Here is a 17,363-nt window from a genome sequence, read left to right as displayed (position 1 = left end):
CGGTGTTGATCCGGTAACCAAAGCCGAATAGCCTTTGCGAATTCTTCGAGGGAGTTTGTAGTGCGCATTGGCATTTTGACCGCTTTGGCCGGAGTTCTGGCCTTTTCCGCAACGCCCGCCCTGGCGGATGCCTGGTGGTCGGGCGACTGGTATGTCAAGATTGGCGGCTCGGCGTTCGTCGCGCCGCGCTACCAGGGCGACAATGCCTATCTGTTCCAGGGCAAGCCGATCTTCTCGCTCGGCAAGGCCGACCAGACTGTCCGCTTCACCTCGCGCAACGACAATCCGTCGCTCTCCCTCTACGACAGCGGTGCGGTCCGCGCCGGCATCGTCGGCAAGCTCGTCCTGCCGCGGGACAAGAGCATTTCCGACGACCTCAAGGGTCTTTCGCCGGTGAAGCTCGGCGTCGAAGCCGGTGCATTCACGGAAGTCTACCCCACTGACTGGATGCGTATCCGCGCCGAAGTCCGCCGCGGCATTCGCAGCCATGACGGTATCGTGGCCGACGTTGCGGCTGATGCCTTCACCGATGTGACCGACACGATCCGCCTCTCGGCTGGCCCGCGTGTTTCTTTCGCCACCGACGGCTACATGGATGCCTACTATGGCGTCAACGCCAAGGAGTCGGCGAAGTCCGGCCTCAAGAAATACAAGCCCGAGGGTGGCGTGCAATCTGCCGGCCTCGGCGCCGCGATCAACTGGAAGGCCACCGAGAAGGTCGACACCAGCCTTTTCGCCGAATATTCGCGGCTCCTTGGACCAGTTTCCGATTCGAGCCTGGTGCGCGAGCGCGGCGACAAGGACCAGTTCGTGATCGGCGTTTCCGCGACCTATCGCTTCGACTTCAAGATCGATTGAGGCACCCGCGGGTTGCGTCGAATCGCTGCTTGACTGGCGCGCCGGTTTGGCTACAGCCTTGGCCGTATGAGCTTCTTCTTCGACAACGGCCGGGTCATCGACGCCCCCTCGAACAACTGGGTCTACCGCGCCCTGCCGCGGGGCCTCTGGGGCTATGCCCAGCTCGCACGCTGGGACCGGCCGATCGGCTGGCAGCTCCTGATGTGGCCATGCTTCTGGTCGGCGGCCCTCGCCGCCGGAAGTGCCGCCACGATGGGTCAGTTCTCGTTCACGCGATTCGTCTGGCACCTCTTCCTGTTCTTCGCCGGCTCGGTCGCCATGCGTGGCGCCGGCTGCACCTATAATGACCTCGTCGACCACGAGATCGATATGGCCGTGGCACGGACGCGCTCGCGGCCGCTGCCGTCAGGCAGGGTGACGCGGCTTCAGGCTAAGATCTTCATGGCGCTGCAGGCGCTGGTCGGCCTCGCCGTGCTCTTGAGCTTCAACTGGTTCTCGGTCGTGCTCGGCATACTGTCGCTCGGCATCGTCGCGATCTATCCCTTCGCCAAGCGCTTCACCGATTGGCCGCAGTTCTTCCTCGGCCTCGCCTTTTCCTGGGGCGCGCTCATGGGCTGGGCCGCCGAATTCGCGAGCCTCTCCTTTGCAGCCATTATGATCTATCTCGGCTCCATCGCCTGGACGATCGGCTACGACACGATCTATGCCCACCAGGACAAGGAAGACGACACGTTAATCGGCGTGCGTTCCACAGCGCTCTATTTCGGGAAGAACACCAAGATCTGGCTGACGTTGTTCTACGGTCTGATGCTCTTGGCCTTTGCGATCGCATTTGGGGCAGGGGGCGCGGCATGGCCGGCCTGGATCGGACTGCTCGTCGCCTTCGTGCTGCTCGGATGGCAGATCCTCGTTCTCGATATCAACGATGGACCACAGTGCCTCGCGCTCTTCAAATTCAACCACGTGGTCGGCGCCGCGCTCTTCGCGGGTCTGCTTCTCGCCATCCCCTTCGCCTGAAACGAAAAAAGCCCGGCTGCGGGACAAGTTCAGCCGGGCTTTCTTCCGCCTGTTGCACTTTTGTGCCTCAGGCTGGAATTCTTGATTTGAAGATAGCCCAGGCCAGGGCGCTGGGATGTTCCCCCGGGAACAGGCGAACGTTGAGCCGATGCCCTAAAAATCAGCACTTGCGCCAGCAGTACCAGCACTGGGCGAAACCCGTGCCGATCCTCGTTCATCAGAAATCGCAAAAAGCTGTAAATTGACTTGGAAGTCGGTGTATGAAAAAGAACGCTGAAGCGTGATCTGGCTCTTGGGCGGGATAGATAAATTATGGCATTAGATACTGGATTCCTGGCTGCACTTATGAACATCCCTTATTTCAAAGAACTCGTTGAACAGAATGGCGAAGAGTGGCTCGAGTCGATCTTCGAACTGCTCGAGACGGACTCTTACGACTTTTCGCAATTCGACCCCGTCATCCCCGAGAGCGTGGCGCTTTCCATCGATGAGGCCATCCAACTCGATATCGCCGATCTCGATGTCGAGACGCCTGATCCGGTGACATCGGAGATCTCAACAGCAACTGTCGCCGCAAAGAAGATCGCTGCCAAAGACGATGATGATTCCGGAAGCAGCAACAATGCCGCACGTCAGGCTGCCGCTGCCATGGCTGCAAAGACCCCTGATGCCGCCGAGGCTTCTGACGCGACCGATGAGAAGTCCGGCAGCGGAGTGAAGTTCGACAATGCCGAGCGCGAAAACGAGCCACAGGTTGAGTACAACAGCGAAACCATTCGCCGTTACCTCTGGCAGTGGCTCGAGATGTTCAGCCCGGACAACAGCTATTCGGCCCACAAGGCTGAAGAATCGGTCGTCGTCGGCCTCAATGGCCTCTATAGCGACCTCAAGCTTACGGCTTTCGACGACAAGATCTACACCTCCAACGGCAAGACCGATGCCACCGTCAATGCTGGCGACGGTTCCGACACGCTCTACATGACCACGGGCGGTCTGAAGGCCGATCTCGGCGGCACCAGCGATTTCGGCAACTTCGGCGGCAAGGTCGTCCTTCGCCGCGTTGAAAATGTCGTCGGATCCGACGGCAATGACACGATCTTCGGTAGCGGCGGAGCCAACAAGCTGGCGGGCCGTGGTGGCAACGACAAGATCGAGGGCGGCGGCGGCGACGATACGATCACCGGCGGCGGCGGCGAGAACAACCTGAGCGGCGGAACCGGCAATGACACGATCACTGGCGGGAACGCCGCTGACGTGATCGACGGCGGTGGAGGCAGCGACAACATCAAGTCCGGCGGCGGCAGCGACAAAGTATCGGGCGGAACCGGCAACGATACGATCGATGCGGGCAGTGGTGCGGACACGATCGATGGTGGCGATGGCACAGACACGATCACCGGCGGTGACGGGGACGACGAGATTTCCGGCGGCGCGGACAACGACACGATCAAGGCTGACGCTGGCAAGGACACCGTCGATGGCGGTGCCGGCAACGACACGATCAACGGCGGCGATGACGACGACAAGATCACCGGCGGCGACGGCGACGATATCCTGAACGCCGACGCCGGCAATGACACGGTCGAAGGCGGCAAGGGCAAAGACACCATCCACGGCAATGACGGCAACGACACCCTGAAGGGTGACGATGGCGCCGACAAGCTCTTTGGCGATGCCGGCAACGACACGATTGACGGCGGCGCCGATGCCGACGAAATCAACGGTGGCGAGGGCGACGACATCCTGACCGGCGGTGACGGCGATGACACGCTTCTCGGCGGAGCCGGCAAGGACAAGATCGACGGCGGTGCGGGAGTCGACAAGATTACGGGCGGTGCAGGCGCCGATACGCTGACCGGCGGCGCCGGTGTGGACACCTATATCTACTTGAGCAAGGATGACAGCGGTACGGCCGCGGACACGTTCGATATCATCACCGACTTTGACGTCGCCAACGACAAGATCGACCTAGCGGCCGTTTTGGCGAGCGATACCTTCGATTTCATTGCCGCCGAGGGTGGCGCCTTCACCGGCACCGGTGCGGAAGTGCGCTGGGACAAGGATGGTGGCAAGACGTTCATCGAAATCGATGTCGACGGCAACGGCACGGCGGATATGAAGATTGAACTCGACGACTCGGTCGATCTCACGGCTGGGAACTTCAATCTCTGATCCTGTCTCTTCCGGAAACAAAAATGGCGCCTCATCGGGCGCCATTTTTCTTTGGTGTTGATCTTTCCGCTCAGTCGCGCGGGAAAACCTGGCGTCCGCCGATCTTCATGCTGATGCCGAGAGCGCCCATCTTGCGGCGGACGAGGAAACGCGGACGGCGGTCGGCGAAGTAGGAGTGGCGGCGGCGCGGCTTCGGCGGCTTGGCGCCGGCGGTGATCAGGTGCTCGTCGAGCTCGCGGGCAACGCCGTCGGCTTCGACCATCAGCATGGGTACGCCATAAGCTTCCGACCAGGAGCGCCAATCGGCGGCAATGTCATAGAGATCGTGCGCCACGAGCAGCGGAATGCAGAGGCTCGGATCGGTGTGGTGCAGTTCGAGCGTCACGGTCACATCGCCGTTGCCATGGTCGATGGCACGGGCGGCAACGCCCTTGAACACGCGGTAGGGGAGGGCGACCGTCAGCGGCAGGCCGCTTGCCGGCAGCGTGCGGCGCATGACGGCGCCGCGTTCATCGAGCGTGATCGACACCTTCTCATCGGTGTCTTCGATTTCGTAGCGCAGATGCTGGGGGAAGAGGCCTGGATCGAGCCTCAAAATGCTCGTCGCCCAAGCCGGTTTGTAGACAGTATTCTGCATCGATTTCGACCCTGTTTTCGCGAGAGATCATCTCTTCGGTTTTGCGGGACATTCCGTCCTCTTATGGCCTGACACTAGCCGGCCGACCTGAGATGCGGCTTAATATTCTCGGTTAAGAAAACTTTGCTTGGCCAAATGGTTAGCAATTGGAAACAAGACTGGGTTTTCGAAAGATGAACATGGAGGATCGACTTTGAATAGATTTGGGCGGAAATCGCGATTGCTCAAAGTAAGGTTCGGATAAGACATTTCTGGCAAAATGGGAGAGCAGAGGATTGAGCAAAAATGATCTCCACCTATCTCAGCTATGATCTGGTCAATCGTGACATCAAGGGAAACCTGGAGCGGATTTCAACGTCGTCGCAGGTCGAGCGCGAGCGTGCCTATTACAGTGACAAGATCGGCAGCATCACCAATCTCGACGATTTCCTTGATGACTACCGGCTCTATTCCTATGCCATGAAAGCGCATGGTCTCGAAGACATGACCTATGCCAAGGCCTTCATGAAGAAGGTGCTCGAGAGCGATCTGAGCGACGAGAATTCCTTCGCCAACAAGCTGACCGACCAGCGCTATCGCCAGTTCGCCACGGCCTTTCAGTTTTCGTCCGGCACCGCCCTGGCGCAGACGTCTCGGCAGGTGGACACCGTGATCGACAAGTTCAAAGGCACGGTCGCGGCCGAAGCGACATCGGTCGCGAGTGAGACGACCTACTACAAGTCCAATATCGGCTCGGTGACCACAGTCGATCAGCTTCTCAATAATGAGCGGCTGCGGAACTACGTCCTCAAGTCCTTCGATATGGATACGAAATACTGGAGTCGGGATCATCTCACACAGGTGTTGACCAGCGACCTCAACGATCCCGCAAGCTATGTCAACACGACGACTGCAAGCAACAAGACGGTGCTGCAGCAATTGAACGCCCATTTCAATTTCAATGCGACGGGCACGCTCGACCTGGGCGATGTGGCGCAGGATGCGGCACAGACCGACGAGGTCGTCGGCGCCTACATGTTCTATGTGCCGGACAGGATGGTTCCGGCCGAGGCGGAGGCCAACAAGGCCTATTACGAGAGCAAGATCGGCTCCATCACCAATGTCGATGATCTCGTCGACGACAGCCGGATGCTGTCCTATGTCAAGACAGCATTCGGGCTCGAGGACATCACACTCAAGAGCACGATCAAGAATATCCTGACCAGCGACCTCACCGATCCGAACAATTATGCGACAACCATGGGCGGCGAAGCCTATGAAACGTTAACGAAGGCATTTGGCTTCGCGGCGGATGGCACACTCACCGGCGCGACGGCCCAGACCGCCGCACAGACGACGCAGACATCCGCGCAGTACCTGACGCGCTATGACGACAAGCAGGAAGCTAAGGACGCCGAGCTCTTTGAATACTACAAGAACTTCATCGGCTCGATGGACAGCGTCGAGGAACTGCAGAAAACACCGAAGCTTTATGATTTCGTGCTGACCGCCTTTGGCTTCGATCCGGATGAGGTCAAGGACAAGGTCATTGCGCAGGTGCTGACCAGCGACCTCTCGGATCCGACCAGCTTTGCCAACAAGCAGAAGGACACGCGCTACCGCGACCTGGCCGCCGCCTTCAACTTCGATGCCGAGGGTCAGAAGGAAGCGCCGCAACTCGCGCAGTCGCAGCTGCTGCTGACCCAGACCGCCAAGGACTACATCATCATCAAGACGCGCTTCGGCAATGACGAAAACCGCGAGGACGCCGACAAGGAAGCAGAATACTACACAGAGACCATCCAGAACATTCAGACCGCGAAGGAATTCCTGGCGGACCGTCGCCTTGTGGATTTCGTGCTGGAAGCGAACGGCATCGACTCGGAAGACGTGACGGACGACTTCATGGGACAGGTCTTCTCATCGGATCTCGATGACCCCGAGAGCTTCGTGAACCAGCAGAGCGACCACCGCTACGCCCAGATCCTGTCCTCGTTCAATTTCGACAAGAACGGCGACATCGCGGTCAAGGATAGCGGCATCCAGGGCCGTTACGGCATGGAGATGACGGACTATCTCTATCTCCAGCAGACGCTGGAGGAGGACGTCGGCGAGGATAGCGCCGGCGCTCGCCTCGCGCTCTATTTCAAGCGCATGATGCCCGACATCAACAATCCCTACGACATTCTGGGCGACACGGCTCTGCTCGAAGTCTTCCGAACCGCGTTCAGCTTGCCGAGTGAAATATCCTCGATGGCCATTGAAAAGCAGGCAGCGCTCATCGAGAAGAATCTCGATCTCGAAGAACTGCAGAACCCTGACAAGCTCGAAAAGTTCATTAGCCGCTTTACGGCGATGTATGACCTCGCCAACGAAAGCAACAGCGATCCCACGTTGAGCCTGTTCTCCGGCAGCACCACGATCAGCGCCGACACGCTCCTTTCCATCGCCCAGCTGAAGCGCTGAACGAGCAAGCCCCGAGGGCTTGCTTTTGCGCGGCCGTCGCTATATCCGTCGAGATATAACGGAATCGGGAGATCATATCCATGAAGCGCCGGAACCTGTTGCTTTCATTCATTGCTACCGCCGCGATCACGGTCGGCACAGCGATGCCGGCTGCCGCTGCGGACCTGGTGGTTTTCGCGGCAGCCAGCATGAAGGGCTCGCTCGACAAGGTAGCCGAGGCTTTCGAAGCCGGTGGCGGATCGAAGGTTGCGATTTCCTATGCATCGAGCTCACAGCTCGCCAAGCAGATCGAGGCGGCCGCTCCGGCCGACGTCTTCGTTTCGGCCGACACCAAATGGATGGACTATCTCGTCGAGAAGGGCGCGGTGAAGAAGGAAGCCGCCGTCAATTTCCTCGGCAACAGGCTGGTGCTCGTCGCAGCCAAGGATTCGACTGTCTCTCTGAAAATCGCGAAGGACTTCCCGCTCGCCGCAACGCTCGGCAACAACCGCATTGCCATGGGCGAGCCGAAGAGCGTGCCCGCTGGCAAATACGGCCAGGAGGCGTTGAAGTTCTACGGCGTCTGGAAGGACGTCGAGTCGAAGGTCGCTGGCGCCGAAAACGTTCGCGCGGCACTCAAGCTGGTTTCTTCCGGCGAAGCGCCGCTCGGCATCGCATACGAGACCGACGCGAAGGCTGACAAGGAAGTCAAGGTGATTGATTTCTTCGGCGAGAACAGCCATTCGCCGATCGTCTATCCGGTTGCGCCGATCGAAAGCTCAAACAATGCCGACAAGGACGCGTTCGTGAAGTTCCTGCTTGGCCCGGAAGCCACCAAGATCTTCAAGGATGCGGGCTTTACGACACTCGCATCTTCGTGAATGCTTGGTAGATGAATTTCAGTGAGGAAGAGTGGACGGCCATCCGGCTGAGCATCGAGGTGGCGTCCCTTGCCGTCGCCTGGAGTCTTCCTTTCGGAATACTGGTTGCGTGGCTTCTGGCGCGCGGCCAGTTCTATGGCAAGGCACTGTTGAGCGGAATCGTCGCCTCGCCCTTGATCCTGCCGCCTGTTGTCACCGGCTATCTCCTGCTGATGGCGTTCGGTCGCAAGGGCCTGTTCGGCGGCGCGCTGGAAAGCATCGGCATCGTCTTGTCCTTCCGCTGGACAGGCGCCGCTGTCGCGGCGGCCGTAATGGGCTTTCCGCTTCTGGTGCAGGCCATCCAGCTCTCCATGGAAGCGATCGACCGCAGACTCGAACAGGCCGCCGGCACGCTCGGCGCCAACCCGCTGATGGTTTTCCTCACCGTCACCCTGCCGCTCAGCCTGCCTGGCATCATCGCCGGCATGGTGCTCTGCTTCGCCCGATCGCTGGGTGAATTCGGCGCAACGATCACCTTCGTCTCGGCCATTCCCGGGGAGACGCAGACGCTCGCTTCCGCCATCCATGCCGCGCTTCAGGACCCTGACGGCGAACCGATGGCCTACCGGCTCACACTCTTTTCCGTTATGATTTCGCTCGCAGCAATCATGCTCGCCAGTTTCGTTTCGCGCTGGGTCGCCCGGCGCATCGGAGCCGCGTCATGATCTCCGCCCGGGTCAGACATCGCCAGGGCGATTTCGTGCTGGATGCGGCCTTCGAGGCAGGCAGCGGCGTCACCGCGCTTTTCGGCCCGTCGGGTTCAGGCAAGACCTCGCTGGTGCAGATGATCGCAGGCCTGACCAAACCGAACGATGCCGTCATAACCTTCGGTGAAACGGTTTGGAACGACACCGCCAGGCGCATCTTCGTGCCACCCCATCGCCGCCGCATCGGCTATGTCTTTCAGGAAGGCCGGCTCTTTCCGCATCTCACCGCGCGTCAGAACCTGCTCTACGGCCGGTTCTTCGCCCCGCGAGGCGATCGCCAAATTTCTGAGGACGAGGTCGTCGCGCTGCTCGGGATTGAAAAGCTGCTTTCACAGCGCCCGGCAACATTGTCCGGCGGCGAAAAGCAGCGTGTCGCGATCGGCCGCGCATTGCTTTCGGCGCCGCGCCTGATCCTGATGGACGAACCGCTGTCGGCCCTCGATCGGGCACGACGCCAGGAAATCCTGCCCTATATCGAGCGCATCCGCGACGAGGTGAAAATCCCGGTCATCTATGTCAGCCATGCTCTCGACGAGGTGGCGCGGCTTGCCAGTCGCGTGGTGCTTCTCGAAGACGGCAAGGTGCGGGCGGAGGGCGAGCCGCGGGAAGTTTTTCCGGAGCTTTCCTCGGCGCAGGACGGCATCGCCCCGCAATCGATTCTCGAAGCACGAGTCGTCGGCCATGAGACGCATTTCGGTCTCAGCATGGCCGCGATCGGCGACAGTATTGTCACGCTTCAGCCTGTCGACCTTCCTGAGGGCACGTCCGTCCGCATCCGTGTCCCGGCCACGGATGTCATGATTGCGCTTGAGCGCCATGACGATCTCAGCGCGCTCAATCAGCTCGACGGCGCCATCGCCGCCCTCGAGCGGGATGGTCATCACGTGATGGTTTCCGTCGATTGCCATGGTCAGCGGCTGCTGGCGCGCATTACCTTGCTGTCGGCCGAACGGCTGGGGTTGAGGCCGGGATTGCGGGTCTATGCCCTCTTCAAGGCGGTCAGCGTGGATGGTGGCTCGGTCTATCGCGCGCCCGGCGTTTCGGGCGACGAAGCGTCCTGATCGGATCGATGGCTGGCGAGCCAGTCGAGGTCGGCCGCCAGTGTTTTCATCGTCCGCGTTTCCATGGCGCGAAAACGCTTGAGCAGTTCCTCGCCGAAGGCTGTCAGGGCTGCACCGCCGCCGCTCTTGCCACCCTGCTTCGTCTCGATCGCCGGCTCGCGAAAGAGGTGGTTCAACTCATCGACCAGCAGCCATGCACGGCGATAGGACATGTCCATCTTCGCGGCCGCCTGCCGGATCGAACCGGTTTCGCGGATCAACTCCAGCAGTTCCGCCTTGCCGTGGCTGAGCGGCACGCCGCCGGGAAAGGTAAGGCGGAGATTGAGCCTGATCGGGCTTGTCATGAGAGGCTCAGCACCTTGTCGGGATTCATGATATTGGCGGGATCGAAGGCGCGCTTGATGCGGCGCATGAGGTCGATCTCGATGGGTGAGCGGATCGCGGCGAGCTCGTCACGCTTCAATTGTCCGATGCCATGCTCCGCCGAGATCGAGCCGTTGAATTTGAGCACCAGCCCATGAACAATTTCGTTCACTTCACGCCAGCGGCCAATGAAGGCCTGCTTGTCGGCCCCGATGGGCTGAGAGATGTTGTAATGGATATTGCCATCGCCAAGATGGCCGAATGCGCAAACCCGCGCACCGGGAATGAACGCTGTCACGGCCCTTCCCGCCTGCTCCATGAAAGCAGGAATGTCCGAGACGGGCACCGAAACGTCGTGCTTGATTGAGCCGCCTTCCGGCTTCTGCGCCTCCGACATACTCTCTCGGAGATGCCACAAGGCGCGGGCCTGGGATGTCGACCCTGCGATCGTGGCGTCCTGCACCAGCCCCTGTTCCAGCGCCTGCGAGAGTAGGGACTCCATCATTCGGACGGCGCTCTCCTCGTCATCCGTCGTCGATACCTCGGCCAGCACGTACCAGGGATAAGGAGACGACAGCGGATCGCGCACGCCGGGAATGTGTCGCGTGGTGAACTCGACCCCAAGCCGCACCATCAGCTCGAAGCCGGTCAGCGCATTGCCGCAGATTTCCTGCGCCAGCTTGAAATAGGCGAGAGCATTCGCGGCACTTTCAAGTCCCGCAAAGGCGACCTGATGTCCCCGCGGCATGGGAAACAGCTTGAGAACGGCAGCGGTGATGACGCCCAGCGTCCCCTCGGCGCCGATGAAGAGATCACGCAGGTCGTAGCCGGTATTGTCCTTCTTGAGCTTCCGGAGTCCCTCCCAGATTTCGCCCGTCGGCAAGACGACTTCCAGTCCAAGGCAGAGCTGGCGCGCATTGCCATAGGCCAGCACCTGTGTTCCGCCGGCATTGGTGGAGAGATTGCCGCCGATCTGGCAGCTTCCCTGCGAGCCGAGCGACAGCGGGAAGAGGCGCCCATTCTCCTCCGCGACACGATGCACGTTGTCGAGAACGCAGCCGGCGTCCACGGTCATCGTGCCGGCCGCGAGATCGACCTCACGCACGCGGTTCATGCGCTCCAGCGACAGCAGTACATCCTCGCGGCCCTCGCGGGGCGTCTGGCCGCCGACATGGCCGGTATTGCCCGATTGCGGTACGATCGCCGTCCCGCTTTCTGTCGCGAGTTTGAGGATTTCAGACACTTCCGAGGTGCTGCCCGGCCTGAGCAGCAGCGGAGAGGCACCGTGATAAAGTCCACGCGTTTCCTTTAGCCGGGGCGCGATCGTCGCCTGATCCGTGATGGCGTTATTCGCGCCAACGATTTGCGCGAAGCGTTCGATCAGCTCAGCTTGCATCGCTCTCCTCCGGTCGCGGCGCGGCGGCCCGCGCGATACGGTCATTGATCGCCTCGCCGAGACCGCGATTGGGAATCGTCGCAAAGACAATGCCCTTCGACGGCACCTGGTCGGCCATTTTCATGATGGCAAAGAGATTAGCAGCTGCCTCGCGCAGCGAGCCCTCGGCGCTGAGGTCGAAGAGAGCGGCGGCACGCTTGGCGCCCGCAACCCGCTGATTGCCGAAGTTGATGAGCACTTCGCCCGCGCCAACCTGTTGCGCATTCAGTCGCACGGCCGCTGTCGGCGCATAATGCGAGGCAAGCATACCAGGCGCCTCGATCGTCGCCCCTGATGTCTCCAGCCTCGTCACTGGACGGCCGATCCACGCCTCGATTTCCTCGACCGCGAGCCCGCCGGGCCGCAAAAGACGAACCGCATTACCCTCGACCTTGATGATCGTGCTCTCGACCCCCACGCCGGACGACCCGCCATCGAGGATCAGTTCGATCCTGTCGCCGAGATCCGCTTGGACATGTTCCGCCGACGTTGGACTCACCTTGCCTGATGTATTTGCGCTCGGCGCCGCCAAGGGCTTGCCGAAAGCCTCGATCAATTCGCCGGCAAAGCCCATCGGCACCCGCACGCCAACCGTATCGAGGCCCGCCGTGCAGAGCGGATGGATCGCACTCTCCTCGATCAGCGGCAAGACAAGCGTCAGCGGCCCCGGCCAGAATGCCTCTGCCAACGCCCTGGAAATCGGATCGAAGCGCGCATAGCGTTCCGCCATTGCGTAGCCGGACATATGCGCAATCAACGGATTGAACCGCGGCCGCCCTTTGACCTCGTAGATCCGCGCGATCGCATCGGGATTGGTCGCGTCTGCGGCCAGTCCGTAGACCGTTTCCGTCGGCATCGCCACCGGCTGGCCATCGGCCAGAACCTGGCAGCCCCGGCTGAGTGCCAAGGCGTGGTCCTGTATGATGTCGATGATTTCAGCCATGATGGGTTCGCGATAGTGATCGCGGACTGTTATCGGTCAGAGCCGAAATTGCCAAGCCCCTTCAGAAGGCGCGTAATGTGTTGCTTGACACTTTACGGCCGTCTTCCTATCTTAAGTTATGAAGATCGGGAACGTCTTGCACAAGGGCCTACGCCGGCTGATCGTCGATGACGATACATCTGGTGTTCCGGCCGATGCCGTACCGAAGTTGAGGCGCATCGTCTCGTTCCTGCAGGATATGGAGTTCGAAGAGGAGTTGCGATCAATTCCGACCTGGAAGGCGCATCAACTGACCGGAAGCCGCAAGGGAACATGGAGCCTGTTCGTGACGCGAAACTGGCGTATCACGTTTCGCATCGACAAGACCGAGATCGAAATCATCGACCTCGACTATGAGGATTATCATTAGGAGTTGCCGATGAGTTCCATTCAGGGCATTCGTATGAAGAACCCCGTCCACCCCGGCGGATTTGTGAAGGGCGAGATCATCGAAGGTTTCGGCCTGTCCGTAACAGGTGCGGCCGAGGCGCTGGGTGTATCCCGTCCTGCACTTTCGGCGCTCCTCAACGAGCGGGCGCAACTGTCGCCTGAAATGGCGTTGCGGCTGGAAAAGGCATTCGGCGTGTCCATGGACACTCTGATGCGCATGCAGAACAGCTACGATATCGCGCAGGCCCGCAAGCGCGCCGACGAGATCGACGTTCTGCCATATTCGGTGCCAAGCGCACCCTAGCTTTATCAGATCGCCCGGATGATCTTCCGCAGGGCCTCGTGCTTCGCGCCCAGCAGCAGCACGTTCTTCAGCGCCGTCTTCGGATCATCCGTCCTGAACAGCAGCCCATTGCCGCGGATCTTGCGGTTGATCGCGAGCTTTTTGTTGTCGTCATGCTCGACGGCGACCGCGAAATACATGCGCTCAGCGCGCATGTTCACTCTTTCGAAGCGAAGGTCGTCCGCGCCGATGTCGGCGAAGAAATTGGCGATGTAGAAGGCCCATTTGACGTCGTCGAATTCGGCGAATTTCGATTTCGACGCCGTGACATGACAGTAGCCGAGATGCGGCGTGCCCGACAGCGTGCGGTGGAAGACGAGTTTTGGAAACTGGATCGACCGGTGAAAGCCGTTCAGCCGCTCATGGGTGCGGCCGCCTGCCGCGGTCAGGATCTTTCCCGTGCGCGCGGCAACTTCTTCATAGGTCAGATAACGCTTTTCTGTATCCGACCAGCTTGGGCGGTTGCGGTCAATTCGGCCCGTCCGCAGGAATTCCGACTGGATCGCCTGTTTGGGGGTCGCTACCTTGATATCTTCGACATATTGCATCTTGCTCATGGCTGTCTGTAGGTCTGTCAAAAGGGCTTGCATCACAATGACCGGTACGCAGAATAGTACTGGCCAGACGCTAGATTTCCGAGGTTTCGCGAGGCTTACCGCACTTGCGAAATCGGATCAGAAATCTTGATAGTTGAGCGCGGTCACCTCCGTCGGCCTCCGCTTGATCGAGGCACGCGCTTCTGCCGCTTTCGAGGGCAGAGTGCTGGTGCCCAGCGAGACCGAGGCAATCACGAGATGCTGCAGTTCAGGCGCGCGCTCTTCGATCAGTCCGCCCTGCGGCCAGATCGCCGCAAGCGCCTTGGCGGTCATCGGCACGGTGTTGACGTCGATGTCGCGCAACGTACCCTCGATGCGCATCGGACAGGTCTTCTCGCCGCAATTCGTCGCCGATGAAAACTGCCACAGCAGGTAGTTATTCCAGTTGCCCATCGGGAAGACGCCCTTGATCTCGGGCTTGTAGCGCGCATACCAGAGCGGCAGCCGCGACAGCACCCGATATTCCTGGCGGTTCGTGGCGATATGGCGCGCCGTGATGTGGTTGGTGTAGAGCACCGGATAGCGACCCGTCCGCGTCTTGATGTGACCGGCGAAGATCTCTGCATCTTCGAGCGACATGAATTCAGACGTATCGAGTCCCTCGAGGTCGAGGACCATCATCTCGTCTGCAGCGGGTTCGGCATAGTCGAGGAAGTGGTTGGCTTGGTCGATCGGGTTGCCGGGCCGCGCGAGGTGATAGGCACCCCACAACATGCCATGCGCCTTCGCCAGCAATCGACGGGTCTGGTAGAGTTCGCGGCTCACCGCATATTTACGCCAGATCGTTTTGCAATGTTTGGCGCTGTCGCCGCGGTGCGGCTTGCGGCAGTCATAAACCTCAGGCAGGCCATCCGAAGCCTTGGAGATGAAGCCGGCGATCCGCTTGTTGGCAACCAGCTTGTCCCACTCGATCGTGTTGAGTTCGTAGGCGTCGATGACGAGCGCCGTCGAGGTATCCTTCCACGGCTCGTCGTCGGCGGCATGGGCAGCGCCGCAGGCAAAAAGCGCGACTGCCGCTAGGGCTGATAGTACAACTCTGAACATTGCCACCGTATCCGGACGTTCTATGACGATCCTGTGGCAATATGGTTAGCAAATCCTTAATTGGCGGTGGCGCGATGTCGCAACCTGGCACCGAGATCAGACAGGGATCACTGCCGCGAGCGTTCCGAGCGCCGGAACCGTTGTGACCTGGCCGGATGCGGCGCGCCGCAGGCGACCCAGCATGGCGCGGAGCATCCGTGATGGAGTGACCAATTGGCGGCAGAATGCGATTTTGCGGACATAGGTTTCAACCTCCCACAGGGCACGCGTACCGCCTGCGAAATAGGCGATGTCGCCGTGGCAAAGCGTCCGGCTTTCACCCTGTTCGGTGGTGACGCGGACTTGGCCTTCGAGGATCACAACCGTTTCGTCATCGCCGAATGTCCACCAGAAGCTGCCCGTTGTGCAGTCCCAGATATGGGTCGAGGCGCGGCCATCGATGCTCGGCGAATGAAGCCCAGCGCGAGCGCGCGGCGCGCCTGATACGATCCAGTCGGGGTTGATCGGCGCGTCGGCGAGCACGATCTCTTCCGGCCGGCTGGCAATGAACAGCGGATTGACGTCAGGCCTGATCGCCGTCTGCGGCATGGACATGGCAGATTCCCCCTTCTCTGGAAGACGTCCTACCAGAAGGAGATTTCGGGCCGTTTACTTCGACAAGTAGAAGTTTAGCGATCGCTTTGATTATCAGGCATTTTCGGCCATGCCGCCGTCGCCGCGGAGCATGCGACTATTCTTGGGTGCTTTGATATTGCAGCGCGATTCTTCTTGCCGAGTTCAAGGCGCTTGGGCAGGATCAGCGTGCTTTCCACCACGGCGCGGAAGTGTGATGCTTAACACGCGTCGGGTGGTTGGGGGCAGGGTGGGGCCAGGCCGGCTGGCGCTTTTTTCAACAAGAGATCGATCATGACCAAAGTGTCGGGCATGCTGCTGGCGATGGCGTCGGCTTTTTTCGTCTGCGCGTCAGGCGCTTATGCGCAGGATGAATATTGTAACCAGCACGCGCAGCAAATTTGCGGCGGCAACCAGACGATCAGCCAATGCTTCGAGGATCAGGCGATGTGGCGCAACCTCGATCCGTCCTGTACCGCGACAGTGCAAACGATCATCGAGAATGAACGCGAGGCAATGCAGCAGCAGGACAACAATTACAGCGTGGTCAATCTCTATGGTCAGTCCTATGGCGGCGCGTTGCGCGAAGGTCCGGGCGCCAATTATGCCCAGGTCGGCACCGCCTATGAGGGGGATTCGGTGGAAATTATCGAGGATCCGAACGTCTGGCTTGACGGCTATAAGTGGCTGAAAGTCCGCGCGCCGCAGGGCGTGGGCTACCATTGGGGTGGCCGTATATGCATTCCGAGCGACACAGCACCCGCCGGGGTCTTCTCCAACTGCCGGTAATCCCCGGCAGTTCGGTTGCCTAAAGTATCCGGAAGCGCCGCAGCAGCCACCACGCAAAGGCGATCGAGAACAGGATGATGATCGCGGCAAATACCGTCCCTCCGTCCGTGTGGGCGAAGGGCAGGTTTTCCGTATTCATGCCGAAGAAGCCGGTCACCAGCGTCGGCGGCATGAGGAATGCGGTCAGGATCGACAGGATGTAGAGGTGCCGGTTCGTCTGGCGCGTCGCCTTTGAATCGATATCTTCGTGCAGCAGCCGGGCCCGTTCCTGCAAGGAATAGACATCGCGCTCCACAGTTTCGATCCGGTCACTCAGCTGCCGGGCGAGCTCTTGAAACTGCTCCGGCACATCCTCTTCATCGGCTGTCGTCACCCGCCGCAGCAGCGCGAGCTCGGTCCGCAAGTGACGATGCAGCTTGACGATCGTCCGGCGGGCGGGCGCGAGCCTGCGGGTTTCGTCGCGCTCGGCGTCTTCGTAGACATAGTCCTCGATCAGGTTCAGTTCGTCGTTGATCTCGTGGACGAGGGTGACGACGGTGCGCTGGAATTCGGTGACGAGGGCGGCAAGCACATCGAGCGGCCCCTTGATCCGGGCGCTCTTTTCGATGACGGCTCGGGCGCGGTCGATACTGCGCAGCGGATGCAGTCGCGTCGTGATGATCAGCCGGTCGGTTACGGCAAAATGCAGCCATCCGATCTCCGACGACATCTCGTCGAACTCCCGCTGGAAATCGACCAGCGTGCCGCAGACGACGTCGGGCGTGACATGGAGCGTCGCATGGGCGTCGCGGCTGACCAGCGCCTGCTCTGCCTCCGGTGTCATGCCGGGCAGGCCTGCGACCAGACTGGGAACCCTGATATCCGCAAGGCCGAGATGCAGCCAGACGAAGCCGTCATGGGAAGTCAGTCGATCGAGTTGAATATCGGAAGGGACCCGGCTGCAGAGACCGCTTTCGCGATCGAAGCGATGGGCCCAGACGAGGCCGGGAATGCTGGCTTGCGGTAGTTCCATC

Annotated in this window: 18 protein-coding genes; 10 read left to right on the top strand and 8 right to left on the bottom strand. The window is 60.4% G+C overall.

From position 1 onward, the window contains the following. Positions 1-60: 60 nt before the first annotated feature. The 3 genes from AC2YI2_RS00435 to AC2YI2_RS00425 all read left to right on the top strand — a co-directional run bounded on the left by AC2YI2_RS00435 (position 61) and on the right by AC2YI2_RS00425 (position 4,047). The gene (locus tag AC2YI2_RS00435) at positions 61-858 is read left to right on the top strand and encodes a MipA/OmpV family protein (protein WP_487384443.1); all 798 of its coding nucleotides are present in this window, start codon (positions 61-63) and stop codon (positions 856-858) included. A gap of 66 nt (positions 859-924) precedes the next feature. Continuing rightward, positions 925-1,875: a 4-hydroxybenzoate octaprenyltransferase gene (gene ubiA / locus AC2YI2_RS00430; protein ID WP_487384442.1), complete on the top strand. Its 951-nt coding sequence runs from the start codon at positions 925-927 to the stop codon at positions 1,873-1,875. 312 nt (positions 1,876-2,187) lie between these two features. Next, positions 2,188-4,047, top strand: coding sequence for a calcium-binding protein (locus tag AC2YI2_RS00425; RefSeq protein ID WP_487384441.1), 1,860 nt, complete (start codon positions 2,188-2,190; stop codon positions 4,045-4,047). Between the two features lie 70 nt (positions 4,048-4,117). On the opposite strand, the gene AC2YI2_RS00420 is transcribed toward AC2YI2_RS00425, so the two are convergent. Continuing rightward, positions 4,118-4,684 carry a DUF6101 family protein gene (locus AC2YI2_RS00420; RefSeq protein ID WP_487384440.1) on the bottom strand — a complete coding sequence of 189 codons (567 nt, stop codon included), beginning with the start codon at positions 4,682-4,684 and terminating at the stop codon, positions 4,118-4,120. Between the two features lie 285 nt (positions 4,685-4,969). On the opposite strand from AC2YI2_RS00420, the gene AC2YI2_RS00415 reads away from it, so the two are divergent. The 4 genes from AC2YI2_RS00415 to modC all read left to right on the top strand — a co-directional run bounded on the left by AC2YI2_RS00415 (position 4,970) and on the right by modC (position 9,796). Continuing rightward, positions 4,970-7,129: a DUF1217 domain-containing protein gene (locus AC2YI2_RS00415; protein WP_487384439.1), complete on the top strand. Its 2,160-nt coding sequence runs from the start codon at positions 4,970-4,972 to the stop codon at positions 7,127-7,129. Between the two features lie 80 nt (positions 7,130-7,209). Continuing rightward, positions 7,210-7,989 carry a molybdate ABC transporter substrate-binding protein gene (modA, locus tag AC2YI2_RS00410; protein ID WP_487384438.1) on the top strand — a complete coding sequence of 260 codons (780 nt, stop codon included), beginning with the start codon at positions 7,210-7,212 and terminating at the stop codon, positions 7,987-7,989. Positions 7,990-8,000: 11 nt separating this feature from the next. After that, positions 8,001-8,693, top strand: a complete 693-nt coding sequence (gene modB, locus AC2YI2_RS00405) for a molybdate ABC transporter permease subunit (protein WP_487384437.1) — start codon at positions 8,001-8,003, stop codon at positions 8,691-8,693. Then, positions 8,690-9,796 carry a molybdenum ABC transporter ATP-binding protein gene (modC, locus tag AC2YI2_RS00400; RefSeq protein WP_487384436.1) on the top strand — a complete coding sequence of 369 codons (1,107 nt, stop codon included), beginning with the start codon at positions 8,690-8,692 and terminating at the stop codon, positions 9,794-9,796. Before modB ends, modC begins: the two co-directional genes overlap by 4 nt. Here the strand turns inward: modC and AC2YI2_RS00395 are convergent. From AC2YI2_RS00395 to AC2YI2_RS00385, 3 genes are read right to left on the bottom strand one after another with little or no spacing between them, the layout of a single operon-like run. Continuing rightward, positions 9,757-10,140 (bottom strand): winged helix-turn-helix domain-containing protein, encoded by a 384-nt coding sequence (locus tag AC2YI2_RS00395; RefSeq protein WP_487384435.1) that lies wholly within the window; start codon positions 10,138-10,140, stop codon positions 9,757-9,759. The two genes, modC and AC2YI2_RS00395, sit on opposite strands and share 40 nt — an antisense overlap. Continuing rightward, positions 10,137-11,555, bottom strand: a complete 1,419-nt coding sequence (locus AC2YI2_RS00390; protein WP_487384434.1) for an FAD-binding oxidoreductase — start codon at positions 11,553-11,555, stop codon at positions 10,137-10,139. Before AC2YI2_RS00390 ends, AC2YI2_RS00395 begins: the two co-directional genes overlap by 4 nt. Next, positions 11,545-12,537, bottom strand: a complete 993-nt coding sequence (locus AC2YI2_RS00385; RefSeq protein ID WP_487384433.1) for an L-threonylcarbamoyladenylate synthase — start codon at positions 12,535-12,537, stop codon at positions 11,545-11,547. The genes AC2YI2_RS00390 and AC2YI2_RS00385 overlap by 11 nt, the downstream gene beginning before the upstream one ends. Positions 12,538-12,673: 136 nt before the next feature. On the opposite strand from AC2YI2_RS00385, the gene AC2YI2_RS00380 reads away from it, so the two are divergent. Beyond that, positions 12,674-12,946 (top strand): type II toxin-antitoxin system RelE/ParE family toxin, encoded by a 273-nt coding sequence (locus tag AC2YI2_RS00380; protein ID WP_487384432.1) that lies wholly within the window; start codon positions 12,674-12,676, stop codon positions 12,944-12,946. Between the two features lie 9 nt (positions 12,947-12,955). Then, on the top strand, positions 12,956-13,270 hold the full coding sequence (locus AC2YI2_RS00375) for a HigA family addiction module antitoxin (protein ID WP_487384431.1): 315 nt from the start codon (positions 12,956-12,958) through the stop codon (positions 13,268-13,270). Between the two features lie 5 nt (positions 13,271-13,275). Here the strand turns inward: AC2YI2_RS00375 and AC2YI2_RS00370 are convergent, their stop codons facing one another. From AC2YI2_RS00370 to AC2YI2_RS00360, 3 genes are all read right to left on the bottom strand, one after another. Continuing rightward, on the bottom strand, positions 13,276-13,866 hold the full coding sequence (locus AC2YI2_RS00370; protein ID WP_487384430.1) for a DUF6656 family protein: 591 nt from the start codon (positions 13,864-13,866) through the stop codon (positions 13,276-13,278). A gap of 117 nt (positions 13,867-13,983) precedes the next feature. Beyond that, positions 13,984-14,949 (bottom strand): glycoside hydrolase family 25 protein, encoded by a 966-nt coding sequence (locus AC2YI2_RS00365; RefSeq protein WP_487384429.1) that lies wholly within the window; start codon positions 14,947-14,949, stop codon positions 13,984-13,986. A 96-nt stretch (positions 14,950-15,045) separates the two neighbouring features. Then, positions 15,046-15,543 carry a cupin domain-containing protein gene (locus tag AC2YI2_RS00360; RefSeq protein WP_487384428.1) on the bottom strand — a complete coding sequence of 166 codons (498 nt, stop codon included), beginning with the start codon at positions 15,541-15,543 and terminating at the stop codon, positions 15,046-15,048. Positions 15,544-15,855: 312 nt separating this feature from the next. On the opposite strand from AC2YI2_RS00360, the gene AC2YI2_RS00355 reads away from it, so the two are divergent. Beyond that, on the top strand, positions 15,856-16,350 hold the full coding sequence (locus AC2YI2_RS00355) for an SH3 domain-containing protein (protein WP_487384427.1): 495 nt from the start codon (positions 15,856-15,858) through the stop codon (positions 16,348-16,350). 19 nt (positions 16,351-16,369) lie between these two features. Here the strand turns inward: AC2YI2_RS00355 and AC2YI2_RS00350 are convergent, their stop codons facing one another. Next, positions 16,370-17,362 carry a transporter gene (locus AC2YI2_RS00350; protein WP_487384426.1) on the bottom strand — a complete coding sequence of 331 codons (993 nt, stop codon included), beginning with the start codon at positions 17,360-17,362 and terminating at the stop codon, positions 16,370-16,372. Position 17,363 lies beyond the last annotated feature (1 nt).

It is taken from the genome of Rhizobium sp. SRI_017 (assembly GCF_057586295.1).
The sequence above is the reverse complement of the archived record's forward strand: the minus strand, read 5'-3'. Positions and strand labels throughout refer to the sequence as shown.